27 protein-coding genes and 2 tRNA genes are annotated in these 24,721 nt (G+C 69.7%); 14 read left to right on the plus strand and 15 right to left on the minus strand.

The features are described from left to right. Positions 1-346: 346 nt before the first annotated feature. The 3 genes from QM624_RS01990 to manA all read right to left on the minus strand — a co-directional run bounded on the left by QM624_RS01990 (position 347) and on the right by manA (position 2,467). Positions 347-949, minus strand: coding sequence for a class I SAM-dependent methyltransferase (locus tag QM624_RS01990; protein ID WP_415088427.1), 603 nt, complete (start codon positions 947-949; stop codon positions 347-349). 1 nt (position 950) lies between these two features. Next, positions 951-1,023: transfer RNA gene (locus QM624_RS01995), tRNA-Thr, on the minus strand. A gap of 253 nt (positions 1,024-1,276) precedes the next feature. Beyond that, on the minus strand, positions 1,277-2,467 hold the full coding sequence (gene manA, locus QM624_RS02000) for a mannose-6-phosphate isomerase, class I (RefSeq protein ID WP_415088428.1): 1,191 nt from the start codon (positions 2,465-2,467) through the stop codon (positions 1,277-1,279). Positions 2,468-2,637: 170 nt separating this feature from the next. On the opposite strand from manA, the gene QM624_RS02005 reads away from it, so the two are divergent. Further along, positions 2,638-2,922, plus strand: coding sequence for a DUF3263 domain-containing protein (locus tag QM624_RS02005; RefSeq protein WP_415088429.1), 285 nt, complete (start codon positions 2,638-2,640; stop codon positions 2,920-2,922). On the opposite strand, the gene QM624_RS02010 is transcribed toward QM624_RS02005, so the two are convergent. Next, the gene (locus QM624_RS02010) at positions 2,874-3,404 is read right to left on the minus strand and encodes a hypothetical protein (protein WP_415088430.1); all 531 of its coding nucleotides are present in this window, start codon (positions 3,402-3,404) and stop codon (positions 2,874-2,876) included. The genes QM624_RS02005 and QM624_RS02010 overlap by 49 nt on opposite strands. 19 nt (positions 3,405-3,423) lie before the next feature. Continuing rightward, entirely contained in the window at positions 3,424-5,400 is a 1,977-nt protein-coding gene (locus QM624_RS02015) for a DUF2207 domain-containing protein (protein WP_415088432.1), read from the minus strand. A gap of 80 nt (positions 5,401-5,480) precedes the next feature. Between QM624_RS02015 and QM624_RS02020 the strand changes: the two genes are divergently transcribed. The 4 genes from QM624_RS02020 (at position 5,481) to QM624_RS02035 (ending at position 10,397) form a co-directional block, all read left to right on the plus strand. Next, the gene (locus tag QM624_RS02020; RefSeq protein WP_415088433.1) at positions 5,481-6,047 is read left to right on the plus strand and encodes a hypothetical protein; all 567 of its coding nucleotides are present in this window, start codon (positions 5,481-5,483) and stop codon (positions 6,045-6,047) included. Positions 6,048-6,231: 184 nt separating this feature from the next. Continuing rightward, on the plus strand, positions 6,232-7,857 hold the full coding sequence (groL, locus tag QM624_RS02025) for a chaperonin GroEL (RefSeq protein WP_415088434.1): 1,626 nt from the start codon (positions 6,232-6,234) through the stop codon (positions 7,855-7,857). A gap of 248 nt (positions 7,858-8,105) precedes the next feature. Then, positions 8,106-9,569 (plus strand): MFS transporter, encoded by a 1,464-nt coding sequence (locus tag QM624_RS02030; protein WP_415088435.1) that lies wholly within the window; start codon positions 8,106-8,108, stop codon positions 9,567-9,569. Positions 9,570-9,695: 126 nt separating this feature from the next. Then, positions 9,696-10,397 (plus strand): copper homeostasis protein CutC, encoded by a 702-nt coding sequence (locus tag QM624_RS02035; protein WP_415088436.1) that lies wholly within the window; start codon positions 9,696-9,698, stop codon positions 10,395-10,397. On the opposite strand, the gene QM624_RS02040 is transcribed toward QM624_RS02035, so the two are convergent. From QM624_RS02040 to QM624_RS02055, 4 genes are all read right to left on the minus strand, one after another. Beyond that, complete coding sequence (locus QM624_RS02040; RefSeq protein WP_415088437.1) at positions 10,394-11,281, minus strand: cation diffusion facilitator family transporter; 888 nt, start codon at positions 11,279-11,281, stop codon at positions 10,394-10,396. The genes QM624_RS02035 and QM624_RS02040 overlap by 4 nt on opposite strands. After that, complete coding sequence (locus QM624_RS02045) at positions 11,278-11,913, minus strand: NUDIX hydrolase (protein ID WP_415088438.1); 636 nt, start codon at positions 11,911-11,913, stop codon at positions 11,278-11,280. Before QM624_RS02045 ends, QM624_RS02040 begins: the two co-directional genes overlap by 4 nt. Further along, a complete protein-coding gene (locus tag QM624_RS02050) occupies positions 11,913-12,668 on the minus strand; it encodes a hypothetical protein (RefSeq protein WP_415088439.1) in 756 nt (251 codons plus the stop codon). Before QM624_RS02050 ends, QM624_RS02045 begins: the two co-directional genes overlap by 1 nt. 93 nt (positions 12,669-12,761) lie before the next feature. Then, entirely contained in the window at positions 12,762-13,628 is an 867-nt protein-coding gene (locus QM624_RS02055) for a hypothetical protein (protein ID WP_415088440.1), read from the minus strand. A 135-nt stretch (positions 13,629-13,763) separates the two neighbouring features. Between QM624_RS02055 and QM624_RS02060 the strand changes: the two genes are divergently transcribed. The 3 genes from QM624_RS02060 to QM624_RS02070 all read left to right on the plus strand — a co-directional run bounded on the left by QM624_RS02060 (position 13,764) and on the right by QM624_RS02070 (position 16,301). Then, positions 13,764-14,150, plus strand: a complete 387-nt coding sequence (locus tag QM624_RS02060; RefSeq protein WP_415088442.1) for a cold-shock protein — start codon at positions 13,764-13,766, stop codon at positions 14,148-14,150. Positions 14,151-14,152: 2 nt separating this feature from the next. Beyond that, on the plus strand, positions 14,153-14,920 hold the full coding sequence (locus QM624_RS02065) for a DUF3027 domain-containing protein (protein WP_415088443.1): 768 nt from the start codon (positions 14,153-14,155) through the stop codon (positions 14,918-14,920). Between the two features lie 94 nt (positions 14,921-15,014). Continuing rightward, on the plus strand, positions 15,015-16,301 hold the full coding sequence (locus QM624_RS02070) for a citrate synthase (RefSeq protein WP_415088444.1): 1,287 nt from the start codon (positions 15,015-15,017) through the stop codon (positions 16,299-16,301). A gap of 4 nt (positions 16,302-16,305) precedes the next feature. On the opposite strand, the gene QM624_RS02075 is transcribed toward QM624_RS02070, so the two are convergent. Further along, on the minus strand, positions 16,306-16,557 hold the full coding sequence (locus QM624_RS02075; protein WP_415088445.1) for a DUF2530 domain-containing protein: 252 nt from the start codon (positions 16,555-16,557) through the stop codon (positions 16,306-16,308). Positions 16,558-16,648: 91 nt separating this feature from the next. On the opposite strand from QM624_RS02075, the gene QM624_RS02080 reads away from it, so the two are divergent. Next, positions 16,649-18,160, plus strand: coding sequence for an NCS2 family permease (locus QM624_RS02080; RefSeq protein WP_415088446.1), 1,512 nt, complete (start codon positions 16,649-16,651; stop codon positions 18,158-18,160). 18 nt (positions 18,161-18,178) lie between these two features. Here the strand turns inward: QM624_RS02080 and QM624_RS02085 are convergent, their stop codons facing one another. After that, complete coding sequence (locus QM624_RS02085) at positions 18,179-18,835, minus strand: hypothetical protein (RefSeq protein WP_415088447.1); 657 nt, start codon at positions 18,833-18,835, stop codon at positions 18,179-18,181. A gap of 218 nt (positions 18,836-19,053) precedes the next feature. Between QM624_RS02085 and QM624_RS02090 the strand changes: the two genes are divergently transcribed. Further along, a complete protein-coding gene (locus tag QM624_RS02090; protein ID WP_415088448.1) occupies positions 19,054-19,347 on the plus strand; it encodes a hypothetical protein in 294 nt (97 codons plus the stop codon). Between the two features lie 101 nt (positions 19,348-19,448). Here the strand turns inward: QM624_RS02090 and QM624_RS02095 are convergent, their stop codons facing one another. Next, entirely contained in the window at positions 19,449-20,108 is a 660-nt protein-coding gene (locus QM624_RS02095) for an acVLRF1 family peptidyl-tRNA hydrolase (RefSeq protein ID WP_415088449.1), read from the minus strand. A gap of 81 nt (positions 20,109-20,189) precedes the next feature. On the opposite strand from QM624_RS02095, the gene QM624_RS02100 reads away from it, so the two are divergent. Beyond that, on the plus strand, positions 20,190-20,885 hold the full coding sequence (locus tag QM624_RS02100) for a metal-dependent transcriptional regulator (RefSeq protein WP_415088450.1): 696 nt from the start codon (positions 20,190-20,192) through the stop codon (positions 20,883-20,885). A gap of 78 nt (positions 20,886-20,963) precedes the next feature. Further along, the gene (gene trxA / locus QM624_RS02105) at positions 20,964-21,338 is read left to right on the plus strand and encodes a thioredoxin (RefSeq protein ID WP_415088451.1); all 375 of its coding nucleotides are present in this window, start codon (positions 20,964-20,966) and stop codon (positions 21,336-21,338) included. Positions 21,339-21,464: 126 nt separating this feature from the next. On the opposite strand, the gene QM624_RS02110 is transcribed toward trxA, so the two are convergent. Then, a tRNA-Arg gene (locus QM624_RS02110) sits at positions 21,465-21,537 on the minus strand. A gap of 315 nt (positions 21,538-21,852) precedes the next feature. Between QM624_RS02110 and QM624_RS02115 the strand changes: the two genes are divergently transcribed. Further along, on the plus strand, positions 21,853-23,226 hold the full coding sequence (locus QM624_RS02115; protein ID WP_415088452.1) for a UTP--glucose-1-phosphate uridylyltransferase: 1,374 nt from the start codon (positions 21,853-21,855) through the stop codon (positions 23,224-23,226). Continuing rightward, the gene (locus tag QM624_RS02120) at positions 23,223-23,573 is read left to right on the plus strand and encodes a hypothetical protein (protein ID WP_415088454.1); all 351 of its coding nucleotides are present in this window, start codon (positions 23,223-23,225) and stop codon (positions 23,571-23,573) included. Before QM624_RS02115 ends, QM624_RS02120 begins: the two co-directional genes overlap by 4 nt. 138 nt (positions 23,574-23,711) lie before the next feature. On the opposite strand, the gene mscL is transcribed toward QM624_RS02120, so the two are convergent. Together mscL and QM624_RS02130 are read right to left on the minus strand one after the other, a co-directional pair. Continuing rightward, on the minus strand, positions 23,712-24,074 hold the full coding sequence (gene mscL, locus QM624_RS02125; protein WP_415088457.1) for a large conductance mechanosensitive channel protein MscL: 363 nt from the start codon (positions 24,072-24,074) through the stop codon (positions 23,712-23,714). A 174-nt stretch (positions 24,075-24,248) separates the two neighbouring features. After that, a partial coding sequence (locus QM624_RS02130; protein ID WP_415088455.1) for an SAF domain-containing protein occupies positions 24,249-24,721 on the minus strand: 473 nt, incomplete at its 5' end.

The following is a 24,721-nucleotide window of genomic DNA, read 5'->3' on the forward strand; positions in this document are numbered from 1 at the left end:
CCACCGGCGCCCAGGCCAGCCCCGGCGCCCAGGCCGAAGCCACGCCGGAACGATCGCTCGCGCGGTGGCTGCGGCAGGTAGGCCGGTTGCGGCGCGGGAGGCTGCGGCATCGGCGGCTGGGCGGACGCCGGGGCGCTGCGTGTGGGGGACGTGGTGGGCTGATCGGGGCTACTGGTCATGCTGGGCTCCTGGTCAGAGGGGTTTCTGCGACCCTACGTGACCTCGGTGGCGGGGTGGGTGATCGCCCCAGACCCGAAATGTGCGGTCCAGTTGGCGCCGGTGGTTGCGACACGCCTACCCAGGCGTCATTGGCCCGCGGATTTCGGACGCCTGGAGGTTCGGCGACTCAGGCTCGGCCCAGCACCGCCACGATGAAGCCGGCATCGGGAGCGAACGGCCGCAGATCCCAGGTGGAGAAGGTTTGCTCGCGAACCAGTCCGGACGCCTCGACGTCGGCGAAGAAGTCGTCGAAGGCATAGCCCCGGCCGGCGCCGAAACCCACCACGGCGCGGCCGCCCTCGGCCAGCCGGGCGGCGAACCCGGCGAGCACCGGACGCCGGGTGTCGGGGTGCAGGAAGCCGAGCACGTTCCCGGCGCACAGGATCGCGTCGAACCGCTGCGGGGCCTCGCTCGGCAGCTCGTAGGAGGTCAGGTCGCCGACCAGATAGGTCGGCCCCGGTTCGGCCCGCTCGGCTTCGGCGATCAGTGCCGGGTCGAGGTCGACCCCGACCACCCGGTGCCCGGCCCGATGCAGGTAGCCGCTGTGCCGTCCGGGACCGCACCCGGCGTCCAGGACGGCGGCCCCGCGTCCGACCATGGCGTCGATCAGCCGGGCCTCGCCGACCAGATCCTGACCCTGGGCCGCGAGCATCGCGAACCGGTCGATGTAGCGCTGGGAATGACCGGGATCGCGGGCGATGATCTCGGCCCACTGGCTGCGGGGGAACACGAGCCTCCGACAGGATTCGAACCCGCGACCGTCCGCTTACAAGGCGGGTGCTCTACCAACTGAGCTACGGAGGCAACGGCCGGACGCGCTGGGCACCGGCCGGGCACCATTGTGCCGTACCTGCCGTCAGGGTTCTCCGTCATCCCGGCGTGACCTCCGTCAACCCCGGCGTGACCTCCGTCAACCCCGGCGTGACCTCCGTCATCCCGGCGAACGCCGGGATCTCTCAGGCCCCGCAGGTCGATGGAGATCCCGGATCAAGTCCGGGATGACGGTGTTGACCGTCGAGCCTGGGGTGACGGTCGAGTCCGGGACCACCGACAGGGCTCAGCGGATGCCGGACGACGTCCCGTACAGGGTGGCGGTGCCGGTGGCGTACACGTCCCGCTCTTCGGCGGAGAGGAAGGCGGCGCGGCCGCGGGGGAGTTCCAGCCGGGAGTGGCCGTCGTCCAGCACGCAGTGTCCCTCGGTGACCAGCAGGATGCGGGCCGAGCCCCGGCCCGGCACTCGGACCGGTCCGGTCGCGGAATCGACCGACATCTGCCAGGCCTCGAACTCGCTGCACGGGGTCTCGTACTTGAACACGCCGCGACGGGTCTGCCGGGGCAGCAGCACCTCGGGCAGCCAGGGGTCGAAGTCGACCACGGCGACCAGTTCGGAGACGTCGATGTGCTTCGAGGTCAGCCCGCCGCGGATCACGTTGTCCGAGTTGGCCATGATCTCGACCCCGGTGCCGCGCAGATGCGCGTGCATCATGCCGGCCGGCACGAACAGCGCCTCACCGGGTGCCAGCAGCAGCCGGTTCATCAGCAGCGCCGCGAGAATGCCTGGGTCGGCGGGGAAGACGGCGTCCAGTTCGAGTGCCGTCCGGGCGAACTCGCCGACCTCGCCGCCGTCGTCGCGGTGGTGCATCGCGGCCGCGACGGTCTCGTTGACCAGTCGCCGGCGCGGCTCGTCGAGGCTCAGCACGTCGAGGAAGACCTCGGCCATCGCCGCCGGGCCCTTGCGTTCGGTCAGTGGGCCGATCACCGATTCGAGTTCCTCGGCGACGCCGAGTCCGGCGAACAGCGCGGCGGTCTCGTGCGGATTGCGGAAACCGGCCAGGGTGTGGAACTCGTCCAGCGCGATCAGGATCTCGGGCTTGGGCCAGCTGTCCTTGTAGGTGCGCTCCGGGGAATCCAGCGGAATGCCGGCCCGGGTCTCGCGGGCGTACCCCTCGATCGCCTGTTCGCGTGAGGGATGCGCCTGCAGCGACAGGGCATGCCGGGCCGACAGCAGCTTCATCAGATACGGCAGCTGTTCGCCGAACGCCTCGCGGGACCGTTTGCCCAGCACCCGCGGCCCGGACGCGATGTGTTCGACCAGGGTGCCGCCCTCGAGCAGCGACGGTGACGAGGTGTGGGCGCCGAGCCAGTATTCGGCGATCGGCTGGCCGTCGGTCGGGCGTCCGAGGAGGGCGGGGATGGCGTCGTGGGTGCCCCAGGCGTACCGCTGTACGGTTCCGCTGAGTGGCTGCATCTGTCGTCCTTGAGGGGTGGCGCGTAGGGGACGCCGTCCTTGGCGACCGGAGCAGCTTCACTGTAGCCGACCCGCCGCGGATGCCCCGGGCGAAGAACGGAAGGCGGACCAGCGGTGACGAAGGGCATCATCGAATGACAGCTGTGTGATTTCGACCTAGAATCGGCTGCATGTCCGACCCCGTCGCCCGACCGGCAGCACCGCTCAGCGAGCGGTCCGCGGCCATCCTCGACTTCGAGAAGCAGTGGTGGTCGTTCCACGGCACCAAAGAGGCCGAGATCCGCGAGCGGTTCGACCTGTCGGCGCCGCGCTACTACCAGCTGCTCAACGACCTGATCGACACCGAAGAGGCGCTGGCCCATGACCCGTTGCTGGTGAAGCGGCTGCGCCGGCAGCGCGCGGCCCGTCAGCGGGAGCGTTCGGCCAAGCGGCTCGGTTTCCACGTCAAGGTCTGAATCCGCCGCGTCAGGTCCTTCAGACCGGCGTTGCTGACCGGGGCCTCGCGGTAGCCGCCGCGGGCCAGCCCGGCGCCCCGCTCGAACGGGTTCCGCGATGCCGGATCGCCGGTCCGCAGCCACGACCAGCCGACCGCCAGCAGGTATAGCGGCAGGAACGGCAGACCCCCGCACCAGAAGTACTGCCAGGCGTGCACATCTTCATGCTCCATCACTTCGGGCTGGCGGGCGGTCAGGGTGGCGAAGGTCAGCGGGCTGATCACCACGTTGCCGACGGTGAAGGCGCCGGCGGGCGGGAACCGCACCCGGTAGCCCTCGGCCAGCGTCAAGCCGTACGGGCCCGGACGGCGCCGCGCACCCCCGACGGCGGCGATCGCCAGGCCGAGCGGGGTGGACAGATTGATCAGGTTGCCGGCCCGGCGGATGCGCTGGGCCCGCCCCAACCGCGACTGCGCCCGTCCGAGCGGCGACTGCGATGCCATGCAAGCAGTGTGCTCCGGCTCACCAGCCGCCGCCACCGCCGCCGCCCATCCCGCCGCCCGACGAGCCGCCGCCGGAGGAACCGGACGAGCTGAACGAACTCGACGAGGAACTCCACGAGCTGGACGATCCACCACCCGAACCCCACGAGCCGCCCCGGTCGTCGTCGCGCGAACTCGCCCAGGCGTCGAAGGCGTCGCCGATGCCGCGGCCCGCGCCGGCCACCCAGCCCTCGCCCCAGGCGGGCCGGCCGTCCCAGAAGCTGTCCGGCTCGGGGGTGCGGCGGTGGTACTGCGGCGCGTACTCCGACCAGGCCATCGCCAGCGCCACCGCCGGCACGTCCACCGGGTGCTCCGAGCGGGCCGGGGCGAGGTCGTAGAGGTTGCCCAGCGCCTGCCGCCAGGTGTCCTCGACGCCGAAGATGATCGCGTAGGGCAGCAGCGGTTCGTACAGATCGATCAGGCTGCCGTCGTCCGCTCCGGTGACCCGGGGTGCGTCGACGGCGTTCTGCATCCAGGCGATCCGGTCCGCCTCGGCCATGGTGACGAAGCGATGCAGCCCGGCCAGCTCGTCGCGGAGCCGCCGGCCCTCGGGCGTGAGCCGGCCGAGAGTGGGGTAGTAGTGGACGAAGCCGATCAGCAGCAGCACGGCCAGCACCCCGGCGCCCAGGAACGGCCACAGCAGCCCGCTCAACCCGAGCCCCAGCTGGACCCAGCCGAAGCCGATCAGGGCCACATAGCCGACCGCGAACAGCGTGGTGCCCAGCCACGAGCGTCGGCGCAGCCCGCTGTGCAGCAGCAGTTGCCAGCGCTCCCGGGACGCCGCGGCGATGTCGTAGGAGGGCACATTGCCCAGCGGGATGGATCGGCCGCCGCCGAACAGCGACTGGCAGATCGAGCGGACGCTGCGGTCGATGCCGTCCGGGTCGAGCAGTTGGACCCGCAGATCGGCGCGGACGGCCTCCCGCTCGCGGCGGGAGAGTCGTCCGCGTGGTTGCGGAGCGGTGCCGATGGGTGCCGCCTCGCTGGCCAGTGTGGCCTCGCCGTCCAGCACCAGTCGGGTCAGCTGTGCCGCCGCGCCGCGTTCGGGCAGGCCGAGGAAGTCGGCGGCCAGGATTGGCTGGATGTCGGGCGCGGTGTAGCGGATCTCGACGTCGTCGCGCAGCAGCAGTGCCCGCAACCGACGGGCCCGGACGACCAGCGCCACCCCGAGCAGCACGGCGGCCACCACCGGCATGGCGGCGATACCCCACCAGCCGAGACCACCGCGCAGGGCCGGGACGGCGTTCGCGACCGTGCCCTGGCGGAAGCCGACGGCGATCGTCATGGACTCGCGCGGCTCGAGGGCGACCACGCCGGTCTGGACGACGGCGCCGGTGCCGCCGACCGCGCACCGGGCGGTCGATCCGGCCGGGCCGTAGTAGCAGGCCTGCTCGCCGAGCAGATCACCGACCAGGTCGGACGCCACGGTGAGCCGGGCCTGGACCTGGCCGAACGGCTGTTGCCAGCCGGTGCCGTTCACGTCCAGATAGATCTCCTGCCGGTCGCCGGCCTGCACCATGGCGTGCCCGATCGTGTACTCGATGACGTAGTCGACGCGTCCGTAGACGTAGGTGTTCGGGCTGCCGATCCGCAGCACGATGTCACCGTCGGATTCGGTGCGCCGGGTGAACGGGATGCGCTTGCCGCTCGGGTCGGTGACGGTGAAGCGCGAGAGCTGAATGTCGGTGTCGCCGTAGCGGGCGTCCAGCCGGCGCTCGATGCCGCGGTTGACGTTGCGCCGCGGGAAGTTGGCGGTGATCCGTTCGGTCACGTCGATGGCCAGTCGATCGCCGCTGCGGCGAGCGTGGTAGTCGGCCATGAAGCTCGAAATGGTGAACTGGTTGGTCGTCGAGGCCGGCCCGGCGGAGCTGCGCATCGCGTCGATGGCGAGCGGTACGAGCATCAGCAGCAGCCAGCTGAGCGGGTAGGCGATCCAGCGCGATGTCTTGGCGAACACGGCGCCAGGCTAGAACGAGCGCAGTTCAGCATGCTTCAGGCACTAGGGTGCGCCCAACGGTGAGCGGGATGGGAGCCGAGATGGACAGGGACGAAGCCGAGATCGTCGCGTTGCTGAGGGAATCGGTGCGACAGCAGCGCATGTGGCTGATGGTGGTCGTGGGCGGTGCGGTGGTCGCCGGAGTGGCTGCGGTCGTTCTGCTGCCCGGTGCCAGGTTGGGTGCTCCGCTGGCGCTGGCCGGGGTCGGTGTCTTCCTGGGCGTGCTGATCACCGCCCCGCAACGCAAGCTGCTGGCGCAACTCGGCCTGAGCCGCGAGCGGGCCATCGAACTGCTGAGCCGGGCCGACATCGCCGGCCGCACCCCGGAGCAGTTGCGGGAGCGGCAAGCCCAACGCCGGACGATGTGGCGCGTGGTGACGGCCGTCACCACGGTCATCGCGGTGATCGCGATCGGCTATGTCGTCTCGCAGGCCGGCAACAGGGTGGACGACAACGTGCCGGGTTCCGGTCCAACGGCGCTGTTCGGCTGGGCGCTCTTCGCGAGTGCGGTCGCCGGGATCACCGCCATCGTCGGGTTCGTCCAGCTCTCCACTTTCGCGAGCCTCGATCGTGCGATGAGCGCTGAAGGCGACGAGATCGCGTCGTGATTCTTTTGCACTCGGCAGGGTCGAGTGCTAAACATGGTCTTAGCACTCTCACCATGAGAGTGCCATCCGGTCAGATTCGGTGAGGCCAACCGGGCCGTCCGTCGCGGGCATCGATCGCTGACCGACAGACAGACCAAACCATGGGGTCGAGCGCCCCACCGATGCAGAAGGATTGCCTGTACCCATGGCAAAACTGATCGAATTCAACGTCGAGGCGCGCCGCGGCCTTGAGCGGGGCATGAACACCCTCGCCGACGCGGTCAAGGTGACGCTGGGCCCGAAGGGCCGCAACGTCGTCCTGGAGAAGAAGTGGGGCGCCCCCACGATCACCAACGACGGCGTCTCCATCGCCAAGGAGATCGAGCTGGAGGACCCCTACGAGAAGATCGGCGCCGAGCTGGTCAAGGAGGTCGCCAAGAAGACCGACGACGTCGCCGGTGACGGCACCACCACCGCGACCGTGCTGGCTCAGGCCATGGTCCGTGAGGGCCTGCGCAACGTGACCGCCGGCGCTAACCCGATGGGCCTGAAGAAGGGCATCGAGAAGGCTGTCGCCGCCATCGTCGAGCAGCTCGCCGCCCAGGCCACCGAGATCGAGACCAAGGAGCAGATCGCTGCCACCGCGTCCATCTCGGCCGCCGATCCGACCGTCGGCGAGATCATCGCCGAGGCGATGGACAAGGTCGGCAAAGAGGGTGTGATCACCGTCGAGGAGTCCAACACCTTCGGGCTGGACCTCGAGCTGACCGAGGGCATGCGCTTCGACAAGGGCTACATCTCGCCCTACTTCGTCACCGATCCCGAGCGCATGGAGGCCGTCCTGGACGACCCCTACGTGCTGATCGCGAACAGCAAGATCTCTTCCCTGAAGGACCTGCTGCCGGTGCTCGAGAAGGTCATGCAGTCGGGCAAGCCGCTGCTGGTCATCGCCGAGGACACCGACGGCGAGGCGCTGGCCGGCCTGATCGTCAACAAGATCCGCGGCACCTTCAAGTCGGTCGCGGTCAAGGCTCCCGGCTTCGGCGATCGTCGCAAGGCGATGCTGACCGACATCGCGATCCTGACCGGCGGTCAGGTGATCTCCGAGGAGGTCGGCCTCAAGCTGGACGCCGTCACCCTGGAGCTGCTGGGCCGGGCCCGTTCGGTGCTGGTCACCAAGGACGAGACCACCATCATCGAGGGCGCCGGTGACGCCGAGCAGATCGCCGGCCGGGTCAGCCAGATCCGCAAGGAGATCGACAACTCCGACTCCGACTACGACCGCGAGAAGCTGCAGGAGCGGCTGGCCAAGCTGGCCGGCGGCGTTGCCGTGATCAAGGTCGGCGCGGCTACCGAGGTCGAGCTGAAGGAGCGCAAGCACCGCATCGAGGACGCCGTCCGCAACGCCAAGGCGGCCGTCGAGGAGGGCATCGTCGCCGGTGGCGGCGTGGCCCTGCTGCAGGCCGCCAAGCAGGTCGCGCTGAGCGATCTCGCCGGTGACGAGGCCGTGGGCGCGCAGATCGTGCTCGGCGCCTGCTCCGCCCCGCTGCGGCAGATCGCCGGCAACGCCGGCCTCGAGGGTGGCGTCGTGGTCGAGAAGGTCGCCGGCCTGCCGGCCGGCCAGGGCCTGAACGCGGCCACCGGCGAGTACGTCGACATGCTCGGTGCGGGCATCATCGACCCGGCCAAGGTGACCCGTTCGGCGCTGCAGAACGCGGCGTCCATCGCGGCGCTGTTCCTGACCACCGAAGCGGTCATCGCCGACAAGCCGGAGAAGGCTCCGGCCATGCCGGCCGGCGGCGACGGCGGCATGGGTGGCATGGACTTCTGAGTCACCCGCCATACTGGCAGCCAAGGGGTCGGACGCTTCGGCGTCCGGCCCCTTCGGCGTTCGTAGCACCCGCCCCGGTAAAACCCTCCCTAACTATCTCTGCCCTCCCACATGCGGGAGGGCAGAGATAGTTAGGGAGGGCCCTGGCGGGCGGACGGCGGGCGAACCGGGTGGTGGGCGGACGCGGGATTGCGGGGGTCTGGCGGTCGTGCGGGAATATCGGCGGGATGGATCGGGCTGGAACAGGGGTGAGTGAAACGGGGAACGGCGCGGTGAGTCGGACGTCGGTGGGATTCCGGTCCGATCGCGGACGCGTGCTGCTGACGCTGATGCTGACCACCGGGCTGATCGCCATCGACGCGACGATCCTGGCCACCGCGGTGCCGTCGGTGGTCAAGGAACTCGGTGAGTTCGAGCAGTTCCCGTGGCTGTTCTCGGTGTACCTGCTGGCCCAGGCGGTCTCGGTGCCGATCTACTCCAAGCTGTCCGACATGATCGGCCGCAAACCGATCATCCTGATCGGCGTCGGGTTGTTCCTGCTCGGCTCGGTGCTGGCCGTACTGGCCTGGAACATGACCTCGCTGATCGCGTTCCGGGTGGTCCAGGGCCTGGGTGCCGGGGCGGTCTCGCCGATGGGCATGACCATCATCGGTGACCTGTACAGCGTCGCCGAACGGGCGGTCGTCCAGGGCTACATCGCCAGCGTCTGGGCGATCGCCTCGGTGGTCGGGCCCGCGCTCGGCGGCATCTTCTCCCAGTTCACTTCGTGGCGGTGGATCTTCGGGGTCAACATTCCGCTGTGCCTGCTGGCCGGTTGGGCGCTGCTGCGCTTCTACCACGAGCGGGTCGAACGCAAGCCGCACCGGATCGACTACGCCGGCGCCGGGCTGCTCACCGTGGGACTGACCGCGCTCATCCTGGCGCTGCTGGAGGGCGGAAACGCGTGGGCCTGGCTCTCGGTGCCGAGCCTGGTCAGCTTCGGCATCGGCGCGCTCGCCCTGGTCATCTTCGGTTTCGTCGAACGTCGGGCCGCCGAGCCGGTGCTCGATCTGAACATTCTGCGGCGTCCGCTGATCCTCACCACCACCGCGTTGTCGCTGGGCGTCGGGGCGCTGCTGATCGGCATCACCAGTTTCGTGCCGACCTACCTGGAGAACGCCCTCGGCGTCGCACCGCTGGTCTCCGGGGTGGCGGTCGCCGCGCTGACCCTGGGCTGGCCGCTGTCGTCGTCGCTGTCCGGCCGCATCTATCTGGCGCACGGCTACCGGACGACGGTCGTCCGCGGCTGCCTGATCGCGCTGGTCGGCGCCATCGGGTTGGCGGTGAGCGGTCCCTGGCCGAATCCGTGGACGGTGGCCGTCGTCTCGTTCGTCACCGGCTTCGGGCTCGGCTGGGTCGCCGCGCCGTCGCTGATCGCCGCGCAGGCCTCCGTCGACTGGGACGAGCGGGGCGTGGTCACCGGCATCAACGTCTTCGCCCGCTCGGCCGGCAGTGCGGTCGGGGTGGCCGTCTTCGGCGCCATCGCCACCAACGTGATCGCCGCCGGGCACGGGGAACACGACTACGCCACGATCGTGGCCGCCGGCACCTGGGTGTTCGTCGCCGTCGCGGTGGCCGGCGCCGCGACACTGCTGGCCGCGCTGACGATGCCCCGCGGCGCCGTTGACTCCGCCGCGTACTCGCCGGCGACCGTGGTCGAGGCAGAGCGATGATCGCCGAACTGACGGTGCCGAATTGATCCCTGCCGGAGAGGTTCGCCGGGTCCAGTGGGTGAAACCGGTTGCCGGCCTGCGTGTCCGGCGTACCCAGCCGGGCCGTCGCCGTCCATGATGGGGGCCATGAGCGGGCTGCTCGAAGTGATCGCGCTCCATGCGGCGGACGCCGAGCGCGCGGAAGCGGGCGGCGCCGACCGGGTGGAGCTGTGCGGGACCCTCGACGAGGGTGGGTTGTCGCCGGAACCGGCGCTGGTGGCGAAGGTGCGTGCCGCCACCTCGATCCAGCTGCGGGTGATGGTGCGGCTGCGGGCCGGATTCGGCACTGACGGCGGCGAGGTCACCCGGCTGAAGGGCCTGATGGCGAGCTATGCCGACGCCGGCGCCGACGGCATGATCCTCGGCTACCTCAACGGCCTGGGTGAGGTGGACGGCCAGGTGGTCGGCGAACTGGTCGCCGACGGCGACTGGCCGTGGACGTTCCACCGGGCGATCGATTCGTGCCTGCTTCCCGATCGCGGCTGGGCGCTGCTGCGCCGGCTGCCCCGGCTCGATCAGGTGCTCACCGCCGGTTCACCACGGGGCCTCGCGCACGGCCTGGACGACCTGCTGCAGCGCGCCAGGGACCCCTGGCAGGCCGGTGTGATCATGGCCGGCGGCGGGTTGCACCCCGACCATGTGCCCTGGCTGGCGCGGGCCGGCGTCCGGGCCTTCCACATCGGGACGCCGGCGCGTCCGCAGGGTTCCTACAAGGCCTATGTCGACGTCGACCTCGTCGGCTCGTGGCGAAGACTGATCGACACCGAGATCCGGCACGCGACCAGTTAGTCCGCCGGCTCGACGTGGACGAACGTCACCGTGCCGGGCAGCGCCGACTCGACCTCTTCCTCGACCCGGTCGGCCAGGTCGTGGCTGCGCCGCACCGTCCACTCGCCGGGCACCGTGAGGGTGGCCTGGACGAACCGCTGCCGGCCCGATTCCCGGGTGCGCAGATCGGTCAGATGGACCCGCGGATCGTCGGTCAACGGCACCAGCGCGCGCTCGATGATCGCCACCTCGTCCGGCGGCAGGGTGGCGTCCAGCAGGCCGACCACGGAGCGCCGGACCAGTCCGACGCCGGTGAAGACGATGTTGACGCCCACCCCGAGCGCGATCAGCGGATCGAGCCAGACGATGTGGGTCAGCGCCACGATGATGATGCCGGCCAGCACGCCCACCGACGTCCAGACGTCGGTCATCAGATGCTTGCCGTCGGCCTCGAGCGTGATCGAGCGGTGTGCACGTCCGGCCCGGATCAGGATCAGCCCGGTCACCAGGTTGCCGACGGACGCCAGCGTCGCCAGCACCACGCCGATCCCGATGCTCTCCAGCGGCACCGGGTTGACGAACCGGTTGATCGCGCCGGCGATGATCGCCACCGCGGCCACCACGATCAGGGTTCCCTCGACCGCGGCCGACAGGTATTCAGCCTTGCCATGACCGAAATCGTGGTTGTGATCGGCAGGTTTGGCCGACAACCGCATGGCCCACAGTGCGACGCCGGCGGCGAGCAGGTTGACCGTCGACTCCAGGGCGTCGGACCACATGCCGACCGAGTTGGTGATCAGTGCCGCCGCAGCCTTCAACGCCACGGTGAGGACGGCGGTGGCCAGCGAGAGCCAGAGGAAGCGTTCCAGGTACCGGTGATCGGCGGGAGCAGTGGGAGAGGTCATCGTTTCTCGGGATCGGGGAGGCCCGCCCATTCGTCCGGCGAGCCGGCCCAGTCTAGGGCGACCCGGCGGCCGAGCTGCCCGGCATCCACAGTCGACTCCTCGACCACCCCGTCATCCTCCAGCCACCGTTCGGGCTGCGCCTCGAGCGCCACCAGCTCGCCGATCCGGACCGGCCAGACCTCTTCGGTGAGCCCGGCCAGGCCGTCCAGCGGCAGCCAGTCCCAGGCGGCGATGGTGACCTTCTCGTCGTCGGTGAACCCGGAGGTGTCCAACTCGAACTGCTCGGCGACCCGCAGCACATAGAACAGTTCCGCCTGGCCCAGCACCTGGTCGCTGTAGCCGTGGACGACGAAGCGCCGCATCAGCGGGCCGCGCAGCGCGTCCGGCTCGACCTGCAGCCCGGTCTCCTCAGCCAGTTCGCGCACCGCGGTCTGCAACGGCGTCTCGCCCGGGTCGACGCCGCCACCGGGGGTGATCCACCAGTGCAGGCCGGGTACGCCGGGGTCGCTGTCGCGCAGCATCAGCACATGGCTGCCGTCGGTGACGACAACCCGGACGGCGCGACGGCTGCGCACCGGGCGGTCCTCGGGTGCGACGGTGACGAAGCTGCGGGAACGGAACGGTTCAGTCATCAGCCAGGAATCTCCACGGAGGCAACGGGTTCGAGCGATTCGTTGAGCACTTCGAAGGTGACCGGCCCGCGGGCCACCTCGAACGCGACCTGGCCGGCGTTGGCGTCGCCGGCGGACAGGGTCCGCATCGCCAGCGGGTCGTCCAGGGCGGCGCCGACCGCGATCAGGTGACGGGTGCCGCCGGGTTCACGCACGGCGGTGAAGAACGGCCCGGTGACCGCTGTGCCCTTCAGCGACTCGAACCGGACGTCGAGCACCAGGTAGAGCAGGCCCTGAGTTGGCTCCAGTGCGCCGTTGTCGACCCAGCTGGCCTTGGTCACGGTGACCTGCGCCTCACCGTCGCTGGTGCGGTAGCCGATGTGCTGGCCGATGCTGCCGCCGGTCACCGCGGAGCTGGTCGTCGGCGCGGGCGTCTCCGGCGTGCGGACCACGCTGGGCGGGACGTCCGAGGGCACCGCCACCGGGGTGACCGGGGCGACGGACGGCGTGGGCGTCGGCGCCGGGGTGGCCGGCAACAACTGCCAGGCGAGCAACCCGAGCGCCACCACGACGACCAGGATGCCCCCGATCAGGACGCCGCGGACGCCGTTGCGTCGCGGCCCGGGCCCAGTGGGTCCGGGTGGGCTGGACGGCGGCAATGTCGGCGGTGCCCACGGTCCGGACGGCGCGGGGTCCCCGGCCGGCGGGCTCGACGGTGCCGGGCTGGTTCCGGACGGCATCGACCCCGCGCCCGGACCGCTGAACTGCGGCGGCACGTCCGGTGACCACGACGTGTCCGCCGGTCGGTCGAATTCTGGTTGTCCGGGTCCCGGGAGCCCCAAGCCCGAGGATGAGTTCATCGCACCCGCTCAGTTCGGCCGGCGGGGTTGTTCGCGGGCGCGGATGCTGGCGCCGACCTGCAGCGGGACGACGATCGCCAGGATCCAGCACGCGACCTGTGACCAGCCGGACACCACCTGCCAGGCGGTGGACAGCTCGAAATCGGCGTTGAGCAGGGCGATCACCCCGATCGTGGCGATCAGTCCGCCGGCCCACAGGAAGCTGCGCCGGACCTGCTCGACGCGGTACTTGACGCGGCTGGCGAGCACTCCCGCCAGAATCAGCATCGGTGCCGACACGGGGTTGATCAGCGCACCGACCAGCAGGGTGAGGATCACCCCGGGCGTGGCGGCGTTCCACAGCTGGGCGACCGAGACGCTCGGATCCGGCGGCTGCCAGCGGGTCTGCGGGGGAGGGGCGAACCAATCGGGCGTCCCGGGCTGGGGGAACGAGGGTGCCGGCTGCGTCGGCGGTGGAAAGTTCGGTGTCTGCTGGGCCGTGCCCTGGGGGACTGCAGCCGGGGTCGTGCCCGTCGCGAGGGGCTGTGGCGAGGCAGCGGCGGCCGTGGTCAGCAGGGGCTGATCGGGTGTCCAGACCGGCTGGGCGGTGCCGCCGGCGGAATGTGCCGAACCCCAGGCCGAGCCGCCGGTGACCAGTGAGGTGACCGTGCTGAACTCGGTGCGCGGATCGCGGGCGGGCAATGCGGCGGCGGGTACCAGGGCCTCCAACGGGGCGACCGCGGCCTGCGGCGGCTGCCAGGCCGGCGGCTCGATCGGTGCCCCGGCTGCCGGGTTCGGCACCACCGGCGGAACCTCCAGCGGCGCCGCGGGCGGCGTCTGGAAGGCGGCCGGCCGGTCGAGCGGCGCATATTCGGGCCCGTCCGTCCAGTTCGCCATGCGGCTCATGATAGTCACCGGGGTCCGACTGGCCGCTTCCGCGTGCCCATCCTGAGGGCGTTCGATAGGCTGGGGCATGCGGTCCAGGACGCCGTCCTCTGGCGTGTCCGCATTCAGGTTGAACAGGAGAAGGTCATGCCTACAGGCAAGGTGCGCTACTACGACGCGGAGAAGGGCTTCGGCTTCCTCTCCAAGGACACCGGCGGCGACGACGTGTTCGTCCGTTCGTCGGCGCTTCCGGCCGGCGTGACCAGCCTGAAGCGCGGCCAGAAGGTCGAGTTCGGCATCATCGACGGCAAGCGGGGTGAGCAGGCGCTCAGCGTCCAGCTGCTCGAGGCGCCGCCGTCGCTGTCCAAGGCGTCCCGCAAGTCGCCGGACGCGATGGCCGTCATCGTCGAGGACCTGATCAAGATGCTCGACGGCCTGGGCAACGGCTACCGCCGCGGCCGGCACCCCGATCCGAAGGTGGCCGGCAAGGTGGCCTCGGTGCTGCGTGCGGTCGCCGACGAGTTGGAGCTCTGAGCGTGCGGGCGTCCGAGACGTTGGACCGCGCCTGTGCCGAGGCGGTCGAACTGGCGCACACCGCGGCGGTCAACCGGGCCGGTGCGATGGGCGTCGGCGAACATCTCGGGGTGGTCGCCGACGACACCCGGGTGGCTACCCATCTGTTCGCCTGCCCGCATCCCGGCTACCCGGGGTGGACGTGGCAGGTGACGGTGGTGCGGGCGTCCCGGGCCCGGGTGGTGACGGTCAACGAGGTCACCCTGATGCCCGGCGATGGGGCGCTGCAGGCTCCGGCCTGGGTGCCGTGGTCGGAGCGGATCGGTCCCGGCGACCTGGCGCCCGGCGTGATCATGCCGACACCCGACAACGATCCGCGGGTCGAGCCCGGCTTCACCGCCGCCGACATGCCGCCCGACATGGAGCCGGCCGAATGGGCCGCCACCCGGGCCCTGGTCGCTGAGCTGGGCCTGGGCCGCGAGCGGGTGTTGTCGCCGCTGGGCCGCGACCAGGCCGCGGAGCGCTGGATCGCCGGCGACGGCGGTCCGGACAACCCGATGACGGCTCAGGCGACCGGCGTGTGTGAGACCTGCGCCTATTTCGTCGCGCTGTCGGGTGCGCTCGGCCGGGTCTTCGGTGCCTGCGCCAACGAGTACACGCCGAGCGACGGCCGGGTGGTCAGCCGCGACCACGGCTGCGGCGCGCATTCCGACACCACCGAGGTGAGCCGCGGCGAACAGCTGCCGATGCCGGCCTGGGACACCCTGGGGGTCGACAAGGCGATCTTCTGAGCGGCCCGTCTTGTGAGTGGTCCGTGCGACGGGCGGTAACGATCACCCGTTATGGTGTGCCCCACATCGGCACGGTTGACGCGAAGGAGCTCACATGTCAGGAACGGCCCGACTCGAAGTCGACGGCAACGTCTACGAACTGGACACCTTTGTGGGCTCCGAAGGTGAGCGCGCGATCGACATCTCCAAGCTTCGGGCGACCAGCGGCTACATCACGCTGGACGACGGCTACGGCAACACCGGTTCGTGCCGTTCGGCGGTCACCTACATCGACGGCGACGCCGGCATCCTGCGCTACCGGGGCATTCCGATCGAAGAGCTGGCCGGCAAGTCCTCGTTCGTGGAGACGGCGTGGTTGGTGATCTTCGGCAGCCTGCCGACCCCTGACGAGCGGGATCGGTTCGCCGGCCTGCTCAGTGAGTCGGCGATGATCGACGAGGTGATGCGCAAGCACTTCCACGCCTTCCCGCAGACCGCGCCGCCGATGGCCATCCTGTCGGCGATGATCAACACCCTCAGCGCCCACGACCACGGTGTGACGGACATCCACGACGACGCCGACATGGAGCGTGCCGCGGCGGTGCTGATGTCGAAGGTGCGCACCATCGCGGCGGCGGCCTACAAGGCGTCCATCGGTGAGCCGCTGGTCTACCCGCGCTACGACCTGAAGTACGCCGAGAACTTCCTGCACATGATGTTCTCGGTGCCCTATCGCAACTACGAGCCGACCCCTGAGGTGGCGGCCGCGCTCAACCTGTTCCTGTTGCTGCACGCCGACCACGAGCAGAACTGCTCGACCTCCACGGTGCGCATGGTGGCGTCCTCGAAGGCGAATCTATTCGCCAGCTGCGCCGCCGGGGTGTGTGCGCTGTGGGGTCCGCTGCACGGCGGCGCCAACGTGGCGGCGGTGCAGATGCTGGAGCAGATCCGCGACTCGGGCATGCCGGTGTCCGAGTTCGTGAAGCGGGTCAAGAACAAGGACGCCGGGGTCAAGCTGATGGGCTTCGGTCACCGGGTGTACAAGAACTTCGATCCGCGCAGCCGCATCCTGAAGACGGCGGTGGACGGTGTCCTGGCCCAGCAGGAGAAGACCGATCCGCTGCTCGACATCGCCCGCGAACTGGAATCCGCGGCGTTGGAGGACGAGTACTTCATCCAGCGCAAGCTGTACCCGAACGTCGACTTCTACTCCGGCATCCTGCTGCGCGCCATCGGCATTCCGCTGGAGATGTTCACCGTGATGTTCGCGATCGGCCGGATGCCCGGCTGGATCGCGAACTGGAAAGAGATCAACGACGATCCGAAGGGGCGCATCTACCGTCCGCGACAGATCTACACCGGTCCGACGAACGTGTCCTGGGAGCCCCGCGACAACCGCTGAGCACTCAACGCAGCCGGATCCGGCGCAGGATCAGTAGCACCGCCAGGGCCAGCACGCCGATGCCGGCGCCGACCACGGCGGTCGAGAACCACCAGCCCCGTCCGGATGCCGTCAGCGCGGGCAGCTGCCACCAGCAGGCCAGGGTGCCCAGGATGAACAGCACGGTGCCCAGGCCGACGATCTGCACCCCATGCGGGTCGAGTGCCTTCACCGGAGCCTGCAGGGTGGGCAGGTGGGGCTCGTGGTCGTGAGTCACGGCCTCCACTGTAGAGGCCGGGTTGTGACGGGAATGTGTCGCGGCTGAGACGTGCGAAGCCGGACGGGCAGCCGCGCTTAGGTTCTTCGTCATGGCCAATAGCTCCACCACGCCGGCACCGCCGGCCACCCGGCCGTCCGGGCTGGACGCGTTCTTCGAGATCACCAAGAGGGGTTCCAACCTGGCCCGCGAGGTCCGCGGCGGGCTGGTCACCTTCTTCACGATGGCCTACATCCTGGCCCTCAACCCGCTGATCATCGGCACCGCCACCGACGTCAACGGCCTGCTGCTGTCCGGTCTGCCGAAGCTGGACGCCGCAGGCGAGGTGATCGGCGCCAACGTCGCCACCTCGATCGCGATGGTGGCGGCGGCGACCGCGCTGATCGCCGGCCTGATGACGATCCTGATGGGCGTCTACGGCAAGTTCCCGATCGGCCTGGCCACCGGCCTGGGACTGAACGCGGTGCTCGCCTACGTGCTGGCCCCGCAGATGACCTGGGCCCAGGCGATGGGGCTGGTCGTCTGGGAGGGCGTGATCATCACCATCCTGGTGCTGACCGGCTTCCGGCAGGCGGTGTTCCGGGCCGTGCCGCGGTCGCTGCGGGCCGGCATCTCGGTCGGCATCGGCCTGTTCATCGCGTTCATCGGACTGGTGGACGCCGGGGTGGTGCGCAAGGCGTCCGGGACGCCGGTCGAACTGGGCATCGGCGGCTCGCTGCAGGGCTGGCCGATCGGCATCTTCCTGATCACCCTCGGCCTGCTGGTGCTGCTGTTCGTCCGGCACGTGAAGGGCGCGATGCTGATCGCGATCCTGTCCGGCACGGTGCTGTCGGTGATCGTCGAGGCGGTGGCCCACATCGGAGCCCACGACGCCACCGACAACCCGACCGGCTGGATGCTGAACGTGCCGCAGTTCACCGCGTTCACCATGCCCGATCTGGGCCTGATCGGACGGGTCGACCTGTTCGGCGGATTCGCCGCCGCGGGAGGCCTCGGCGCCGGGCTGGGCCTGGTGCTGATCGTCTTCTCGCTGCTGCTGGCCGACTTCTTCGACACCATGGGCACCGTGGTGGCGGTGGGCGCCGAGGGCGACCTGCTGGACGAGTCCGGCAACCCGCCGCGCACCCAGCAGATCCTGCTGGTCGACTCGATCGCCGCGATGGCCGGTGGCGTCGGCTCGGTGTCGTCGAACACCTCCTACATCGAGTCGGCGGCCGGTGTCGGCGAGGGCGCCCGGACCGGGCTGGCCTCGGTGGTGACCGGTGCGGCCTTCCTGCTCAGCCTGTTCCTGGCCCCGCTGGTGAACATGGTGCCGTCGGAGGCGGCGGCGCCGGCACTGTTCTTCGTCGGCTTCCTGATGATGTCGCAGGTGACGCACGTCGACTGGGACGACCCGGAGGAGGGCATTCCGGCCTTCCTGACTCTCGCCCTGATGCCGTTCACCTACTCGATCACCGCCGGCATCGGCGCGGGGTTCATCAGCTACACGCTGATCAAACTGGTCCGGGGCAAGGCGCGGGCGGTGCACCCGCTGATGTACCTGGTGGCAGGGCTGTTCGTCATCTACTTCGCGCAGGGCGCGATCATGGGCCTGCTGGGCTGACGGCTGCTGGCCTGACGGCTACTGCGCCCGGTAGACGACGATCAGGTCGGGCACCGGACGGCCGCGCGACGGCGCGGCCTGGGCGTAGTGGTGGAACTGGGCGAGCCAGGCGGCGTACGGCTCGGCCACCGCACGGTTCGGCGGTGACAGTTGCGGCAGGGCGTTGCGCCACGCGGACGCCGCATCGAGGGCGACCGCATGCGGGGTGTAACCGGTGGACAGGCCGGGATAGGTCTGCAGCGGCACCCCCAGTTCACGATTCACCAGCTTCCCGAGCCCGAACCGCGGGTCGAGGCCGGCCCGCGCCAGATCGAATTCGAGATCGTTGAACCGATTCATGTCCAACGCGATGCGATGCCCGCTCCAGGCGGTGTCGGCGAGATAGCACTCGAGCAACCGCCAAGCAACCGGCTGGCGCTCGGGGGCGATGAACCGCCCGGCCAGCAGATCGGCGACATCGGACTCGACCGGGGTGTCCGGCCGGACCCGCACGGCACCGGCCGGCTTACGGAACAGCGGACCGAGTTTGCCCAGCATTCCGGGGGCCTTCGGCGTGGTCTGCGGCGGGAACTCGTCGGCGACGATGCGGCGGAACTGCTCGGCCAGTTCGGGCGAGGCGCAGAACACGTCGCGGACCTCGTCCACCCCGATCGCGTAGAGCCGCAACTCGCCCATAGCCACAAGGTACCCGTCACCCCCCGGCAGCGACATAGATTGGCCTGGTGAACCCGAGAACGCGGCGCGTGATCGTCACCGGAGTGCTGGTCGTCCTGGTGCTGCTGGCGTTGCTGGGCGCGCTGGTGAGTTGAGCCTGGCCCGATGGTGCGACCCGTTAGAGTGTGCGTCGCGTCCGCGGAAGGAGTCACATGTCGGGGCGAGTGAGGGTCTGCCGCGTGCTCGTGGCCGTGGGTGCGATGCTGCTGCTCACCTTCGGGTTGAGCGCGCCGACCGTGGGCCTGGCCGCCGCACCGGTTCCGCAGGCCACCACCGCTGCAGCCTCGCCGACCCCCACGGCGGGCTCGCCGAGGCCGTCTGCGAGCTCATCCTCGGCCGATGATCCCGCCGACGAGCCGTCCGATGACGGCAGCAACGTGACTCCCGATCAGACCGGCACCTGGGTCGCCCTCGGTGCCGCGGCCGCGGTGGCCGTGCTGGCCGGCCTGGTCGTCGCGCTGCGCAAGCGCTAGGAAACGCGGGCAGCGCAACACCGTTGGTTTGAGCTTGGCCACCGTTGGTTGAGCTTGTCGAAACCCGTTGCCGGCGTTCTGGACCTGGGTCTCGGCCGACGTTAGTTCTCGGCCCCTCCACGGGCCTCCGCGTTGAGCCGGATGGTGACGGCCCGGAACGTCGGCAGGCTGTCCCGCAGCACCCGCAGATTCGGGTCGGGCACGCCGAGCACCGAGTGCTGGTGTCGTGCGACGACGGGGCCAAGCGCGGCCAGGGCGGGGTCGGCGAGCACCGTTCGGACGGCCTGGCCGTCGCCGCCGAGGATCATCGCCTCCAGCGTGCCGGCCACCGGCACCAGGATCTCGGCGGCGTCCTGGACGGCCCGTCCGAACGCCCGCTCGGCCTGATTGCCGCGACGCCGCGCGTAACGCTGCTGCGACCAGCCGCCCGCCTTCGTCCGGCCCTGGACGTAGTGGCGTCCGACCCGGTGCCGGATCAGTTCGGCGCCGTCGAAGATGCCGATGGCATGGGAGTTGCGCCGCACCAGCAGCGCGCCGAGTCGCCGGGGCCGAGTGGCGGTCGCGATCAGGTCGGCCAGCGGGTCGTCGCCGGACGTCGTACCCCACGGTGTCTCGATCCAGGCGCGGGCACCATCGGGACTGACCAGCTCCACCGCGTCCGGCGTCACCACAGGCTCAGGTTGCGGGTGGCGGCGGGCGAATCCGGCCAGCCACCGCTCCAGCCTTTCGGGTGCCACCTGGACGCGTTGAACGTCGGTCATGGAGGGCAGCGTAGTGTTCTCGGTACTCTCATCTAACGAGTGGATATGGCCTAGTCTGGCAGCGGAAAACGGAGGTAGCCGGTGAGCGATCTCATTGATACGACGGAGATGTACCTCCGGACGATCTACGAACTCGGCGAGGAGGGCGTTCCGCCGTTGCGGGCGCGGATCGCCGAGCGGCTCAAGCAGAGTGGTCCGACGGTGTCCCAGACCGTGGCGCGGATGGAACGCGACGGCCTGCTGACCGTGGACACCGATCGCCAACTGCGGCTCAGTCCTGCCGGCCTGAAGCTGGCGACCCGGGTGATGCGGCGTCATCGGCTGGCCGAGCGGCTGCTGATCGACGTGATCGGGCTGGACTGGGTGCACGCCCACGACGAGGCCTGCCGGTGGGAGCATGTGATCTCCACCGATGTCGAACGACGGCTGGTGCATCTGCTGCACGAGCCGGTCGAATCTCCCTACGGCAACCCGATCCCGGCGCTGGCCGAACTCGGCGCCAAGCCGGCCCCGGAGGCGTTCCTCGACGGAGCGGTGCCGCTCTCGGAGGTGCTGTCGCATCGCGGCCCGGTCACGGTGACGGTGCGCCGGTTCAGCGAGTACTTGCAGACCGACCAGCAGTTGCTGACCATGTTCGCCGAGGCCGGCGTGATGCCCGAGGCCGAACTGTCGGCCAGCATGGACGGACCGGCCCTGGTGCTGGCCGCCGAAGGTCGCGAGCCCGGACGTTTCGCGGGCATGGTGGCCGACCACCTGTTCGTGGCGAGCGGCGCCTGAACCCAGCGCGCCCGGCGGGCTCGGAATAGGGCGGCGCCTGACGGCGTTGGACCCGATGAACTCAGAGAGGAAATATGCATGGCTACGCGCGCCCTTGATCAGCAGACCTTCGCCGAGGCGATCCAGGAGAACGAGACGGTGATCGTCGACTTCTGGGCCGACTGGTGCGGTCCGTGTCAGCGATTCGCCCCCGTGTTCGAGAAGGCGTCCGAGGCGCACTCCGACATCGTTTTCGGCAAGGTGGACACCGAGGATCAGCGGGCCCTGGCCGGCGGCCTGGGCATTCAGTCGATCCCCACTCTGATGGCCTTCCGCGGCGGCTACCTGGTCTACCGTGAGGCGGGCGCGATGAGCGGCCCGCAGTTCGAGGAACTTCTGCAAGCGGTGAAGGGTCTCGACATCGAGAAGTTGAAGGAACAAGCAGCTGCTACTGCCGGTTCTGACGAATCCTAAGATGCGGACTCCTTGTCACCCTCGTGGGTGACATTCGGTACTGAGTCGCACTATAATCAAAGAGATCCCCGCCCCATCCCCCCGGGCGGGGATCGTCTTTGTGTTCGGGGTTCTGTCGTCGTCCGGCGGCCCCAGCAAGATTCGAACTTGCGACACAAGGTTTAGGAAACCTCTGCTCTATCCCCTGAGCTATGGGGCCCCACCGCTTCGGGCGGTCACCAGCATAGGGGACCGTGGCGGGCGGCTCATCCTGGCCGACGCGGACCTCGGCGGTGGTGTGGCGGCGAGCCGGCGCTAGTTGGTTGAAAAGTTGTCGATCGGCAAGAGTTTCCGATGCAGGCGTGCATTTGCCTGACGTATCGTCTAAACTCGGTCCCAGAGAGCGACGCCAGCTCGTTGATGTCTCCTGGGGGTGGGTAGACGGCTTTTGGCCCTTCGATAGGCGTCGCTCTCGTCATGCCCGCACGCTGATCCTTGGGCGTGTCACCGGTCGTGAGTTCCCTAGACTCGCGCCATGAGTGAAAGCGGACTTGCCGCAGCCGTCGCGAAGATGCGGGCCGCCGGCGCAAACGACCCGGCCATCGACGTCTTCTCCCACTACTACGGCGAAGCCAGCTCCGGGGCCACCGGGTTGATCCCCGAGGACACCATCGCCCCGCTGACCGATCCGCCACAGCTCAGCGCGGTCGAGGTCGACGAGCGGACGGCCCGTGAGGCGATCGCGCGGACCGTCATCATCAAGCTCAACGGCGGTCTGGGCACCTCGATGGGCTTGGACCGGGCCAAGACCCTGCTGCCGGTTCGCGAGGGGCTCACCTTCCTCGACCTCATCGTCCGGCAGATCACGGCTGCTCGGGAGGCTTATGACGCGCCGCTGCCGCTGCTGTTCATGAACTCGTTCCGGACCAGGCAGGACACGCTGGACTACCTGGAGCGGTATCCCGAACTGCCCGTCGCGGGCCTGCCGGTCGACTTTCTGCAGAACGCCGAACCCAAGCTGACCGCCGACACCCTGGAGCCGGTGGAGTGGCCGGCCGACCCCACCCTGGAGTGGTGCCCGCCCGGCCACGGCGACGTCTACACCGCACTGGTCGGTTCCGGCGTTCTGGACGCCCTGCTGGCCGCCGGCATGAAGTACGCCAGCATCGCCAACGGCGACAACCTGGGTGCCGGACCCGACGCCCAGCTGGCGGGCTGGTTCGCCGCCAGCGGCGCACCCTACGCGGCCGAGATCTGCCCGCGCACGGTGAACGACCGCAAGGGCGGACACCTGGCGATCCGCAAGTCCGACGGGCAACTGATCCTGCGTGACACCGCGCAGACGCCGTCCGACGAGATGGACTACTTCACCGACGAGCACCGGCACCCGTACTTCCACACCAACAACCTGTGGGTCGACCTGGAACAGCTGAAGAGTGCGCTGCAGTCCCGGGGCGCGGTGCTGGGCCTGCCGCTGATCCACAACGTGAAGACCGTCGACCCCGCCGATTCCTCCTCACCGAAGGTGATCCAGCTCGAAACCGCGATGGGGGCCGCCATCGAGGTGTTCCCTGGAGCGACCGCGATCGCCGTCCCGCGAGCCCGGTTCCAGCCGGTCAAGACCACCAACGAGCTGCTGCTGTTGCGTTCGGACGTCTTCGACCTCGGTGAGGACGGACGGCTCACCCAGACCGTGGACGAACTGCCCCGGGTCGACCTCGACGGCCGCTACTACAAGCTGATCGACGACTTCCAGACCCGGGTCGAGGTGGCACCGTCGTTGCGTGCCGCGCGATCCTTCGTGGTGGAGGGCGACTGGACGTTCAACCGTCCGGTGGCTGTCGAGGGGGAGGCTGTCTTCCCCGACCTGGGCCGGCCCGCGGTGGCCGGGGTCGACGAGGCGCGGTGAGCGATCCCGCGCTGGCGGAGGCGGTCGGGTTCGCACTCGCCGGCGGCACCGCGGTGATCGCGAGCGTCGATCCGGATCCGCTGACGGCGCTGGCGGACGCCGGTTGGAGCCGCGAGCGGATCGTGGCGCACGCCGAACAGGTGCGTGCCGCCGGCGGCGTCTGGCCGCACCCGGTGCCGGACGAGTTGCGCGCCGAGGTGGGCAGCGCCCGGCTGATCGCCCTGCTGCAGCGGCTGCAGGTCGAGCTGGGCCTGTTCGGACGCCCGGCCGCACCGGCCGCGCCCCGTCCGTTGACGGCCGACGAACGCCGGCTGTTGAACGAGGTCCCGCCCCACCACGGCGTCTGACCACCGTTTGGTCGAGCTTGTCGAGACCCACTGCGGCGTCCGGCAAGGTTTTCGACAAGCTCAACCACCGAGCGGTGCCTCGTGAACGCGACGATCCCCCGCCACCGAGGGGTGACGGGGGATTGTGCGGTGGGAAACTCAGCCCTTCTTGAGCAAGTCCCGGATCTCAGCGAGGAGTTCCTCGGTGGTCGGGGCGCCCGGCTCGGTCTCGGTGGGCTTCTCGGTCAGCTTCTTGAGCCGCTCGTAGGGCACCACGATGCCGAAGTAGACCACGAAGGCCATGATGATGAACGCGACCAGCGCGGTCAGGAACGGGCCGACGGAGCTCATGCCGAACGGCTGCCAGGAGTCGAAGTTGGGCGAACCGCCGAGCATGGCCAGCAGCTCCACCACGACTTTGGTGAAGGCGGTGGTCACCGTGGCGAACGCGCCGCCGATGATGAACGCCACCGCGATATCGATCAGATTGCCTCGGAGCAGGAAGTCTTTGAAACCTTGAATCATTGTCATTCCCTTCGGTCACGGCTGCCCCCAAGTGCCGGGGGCTGGTGGTGGACCGTGCCGTGGCGAATGTAGCCAAGAGCGGGGCTAGTGCTCTCGCCGTCCCCGGTGTTGGACGATCCGGCAAGTGCGGAAAGCAGGTGCTCAGGCCGGTGCGGCGGGCGACGCGGGACATCATCGGAGGCCGAAGCCGAGCGGTCCGCGGGCTGCCGCGGCGGCGACCCGGGGCAGGCTGGCGGGTCTCACCTCGACCAGCAGCACCGGCCCGGAGGCCTGCACCGGCGACAGCGGCGACGAACCGCCGGGACTGGACAGCACGGCCACCACCCGAGCCGCCGATGCCAGCAGCACCGCGTCGGATTCGGCGTCAGCACCCAGCAGGTCGATGCGGTCGCCCACCTCGATCAGCCCCACCGCGGTGGAGGTCAGGGTGACCGGAAGCACCGAAAGCCCGGGCGCGGCCAGCGCCTCGCGGGTGACCACCGACGCGGGCAGGAACACCGCGCCGGCCGGCAATGAGACCGTGAGTGGGCGACCGAGGGCCTGCTGGGGATCGCTCAGAAAGTCGGCCGGCACCGCATCCAGCGGAATCTGTCGCAGGCTGACGTCGTCGGCGGTGACGGTCTGTCCGCCCTGCAATGCGCGGC

Source organism: Micropruina sp., assembly GCF_047606365.1.
In the GTDB taxonomy this organism is placed as follows: domain Bacteria; phylum Actinomycetota; class Actinomycetes; order Propionibacteriales; family Propionibacteriaceae; genus Micropruina.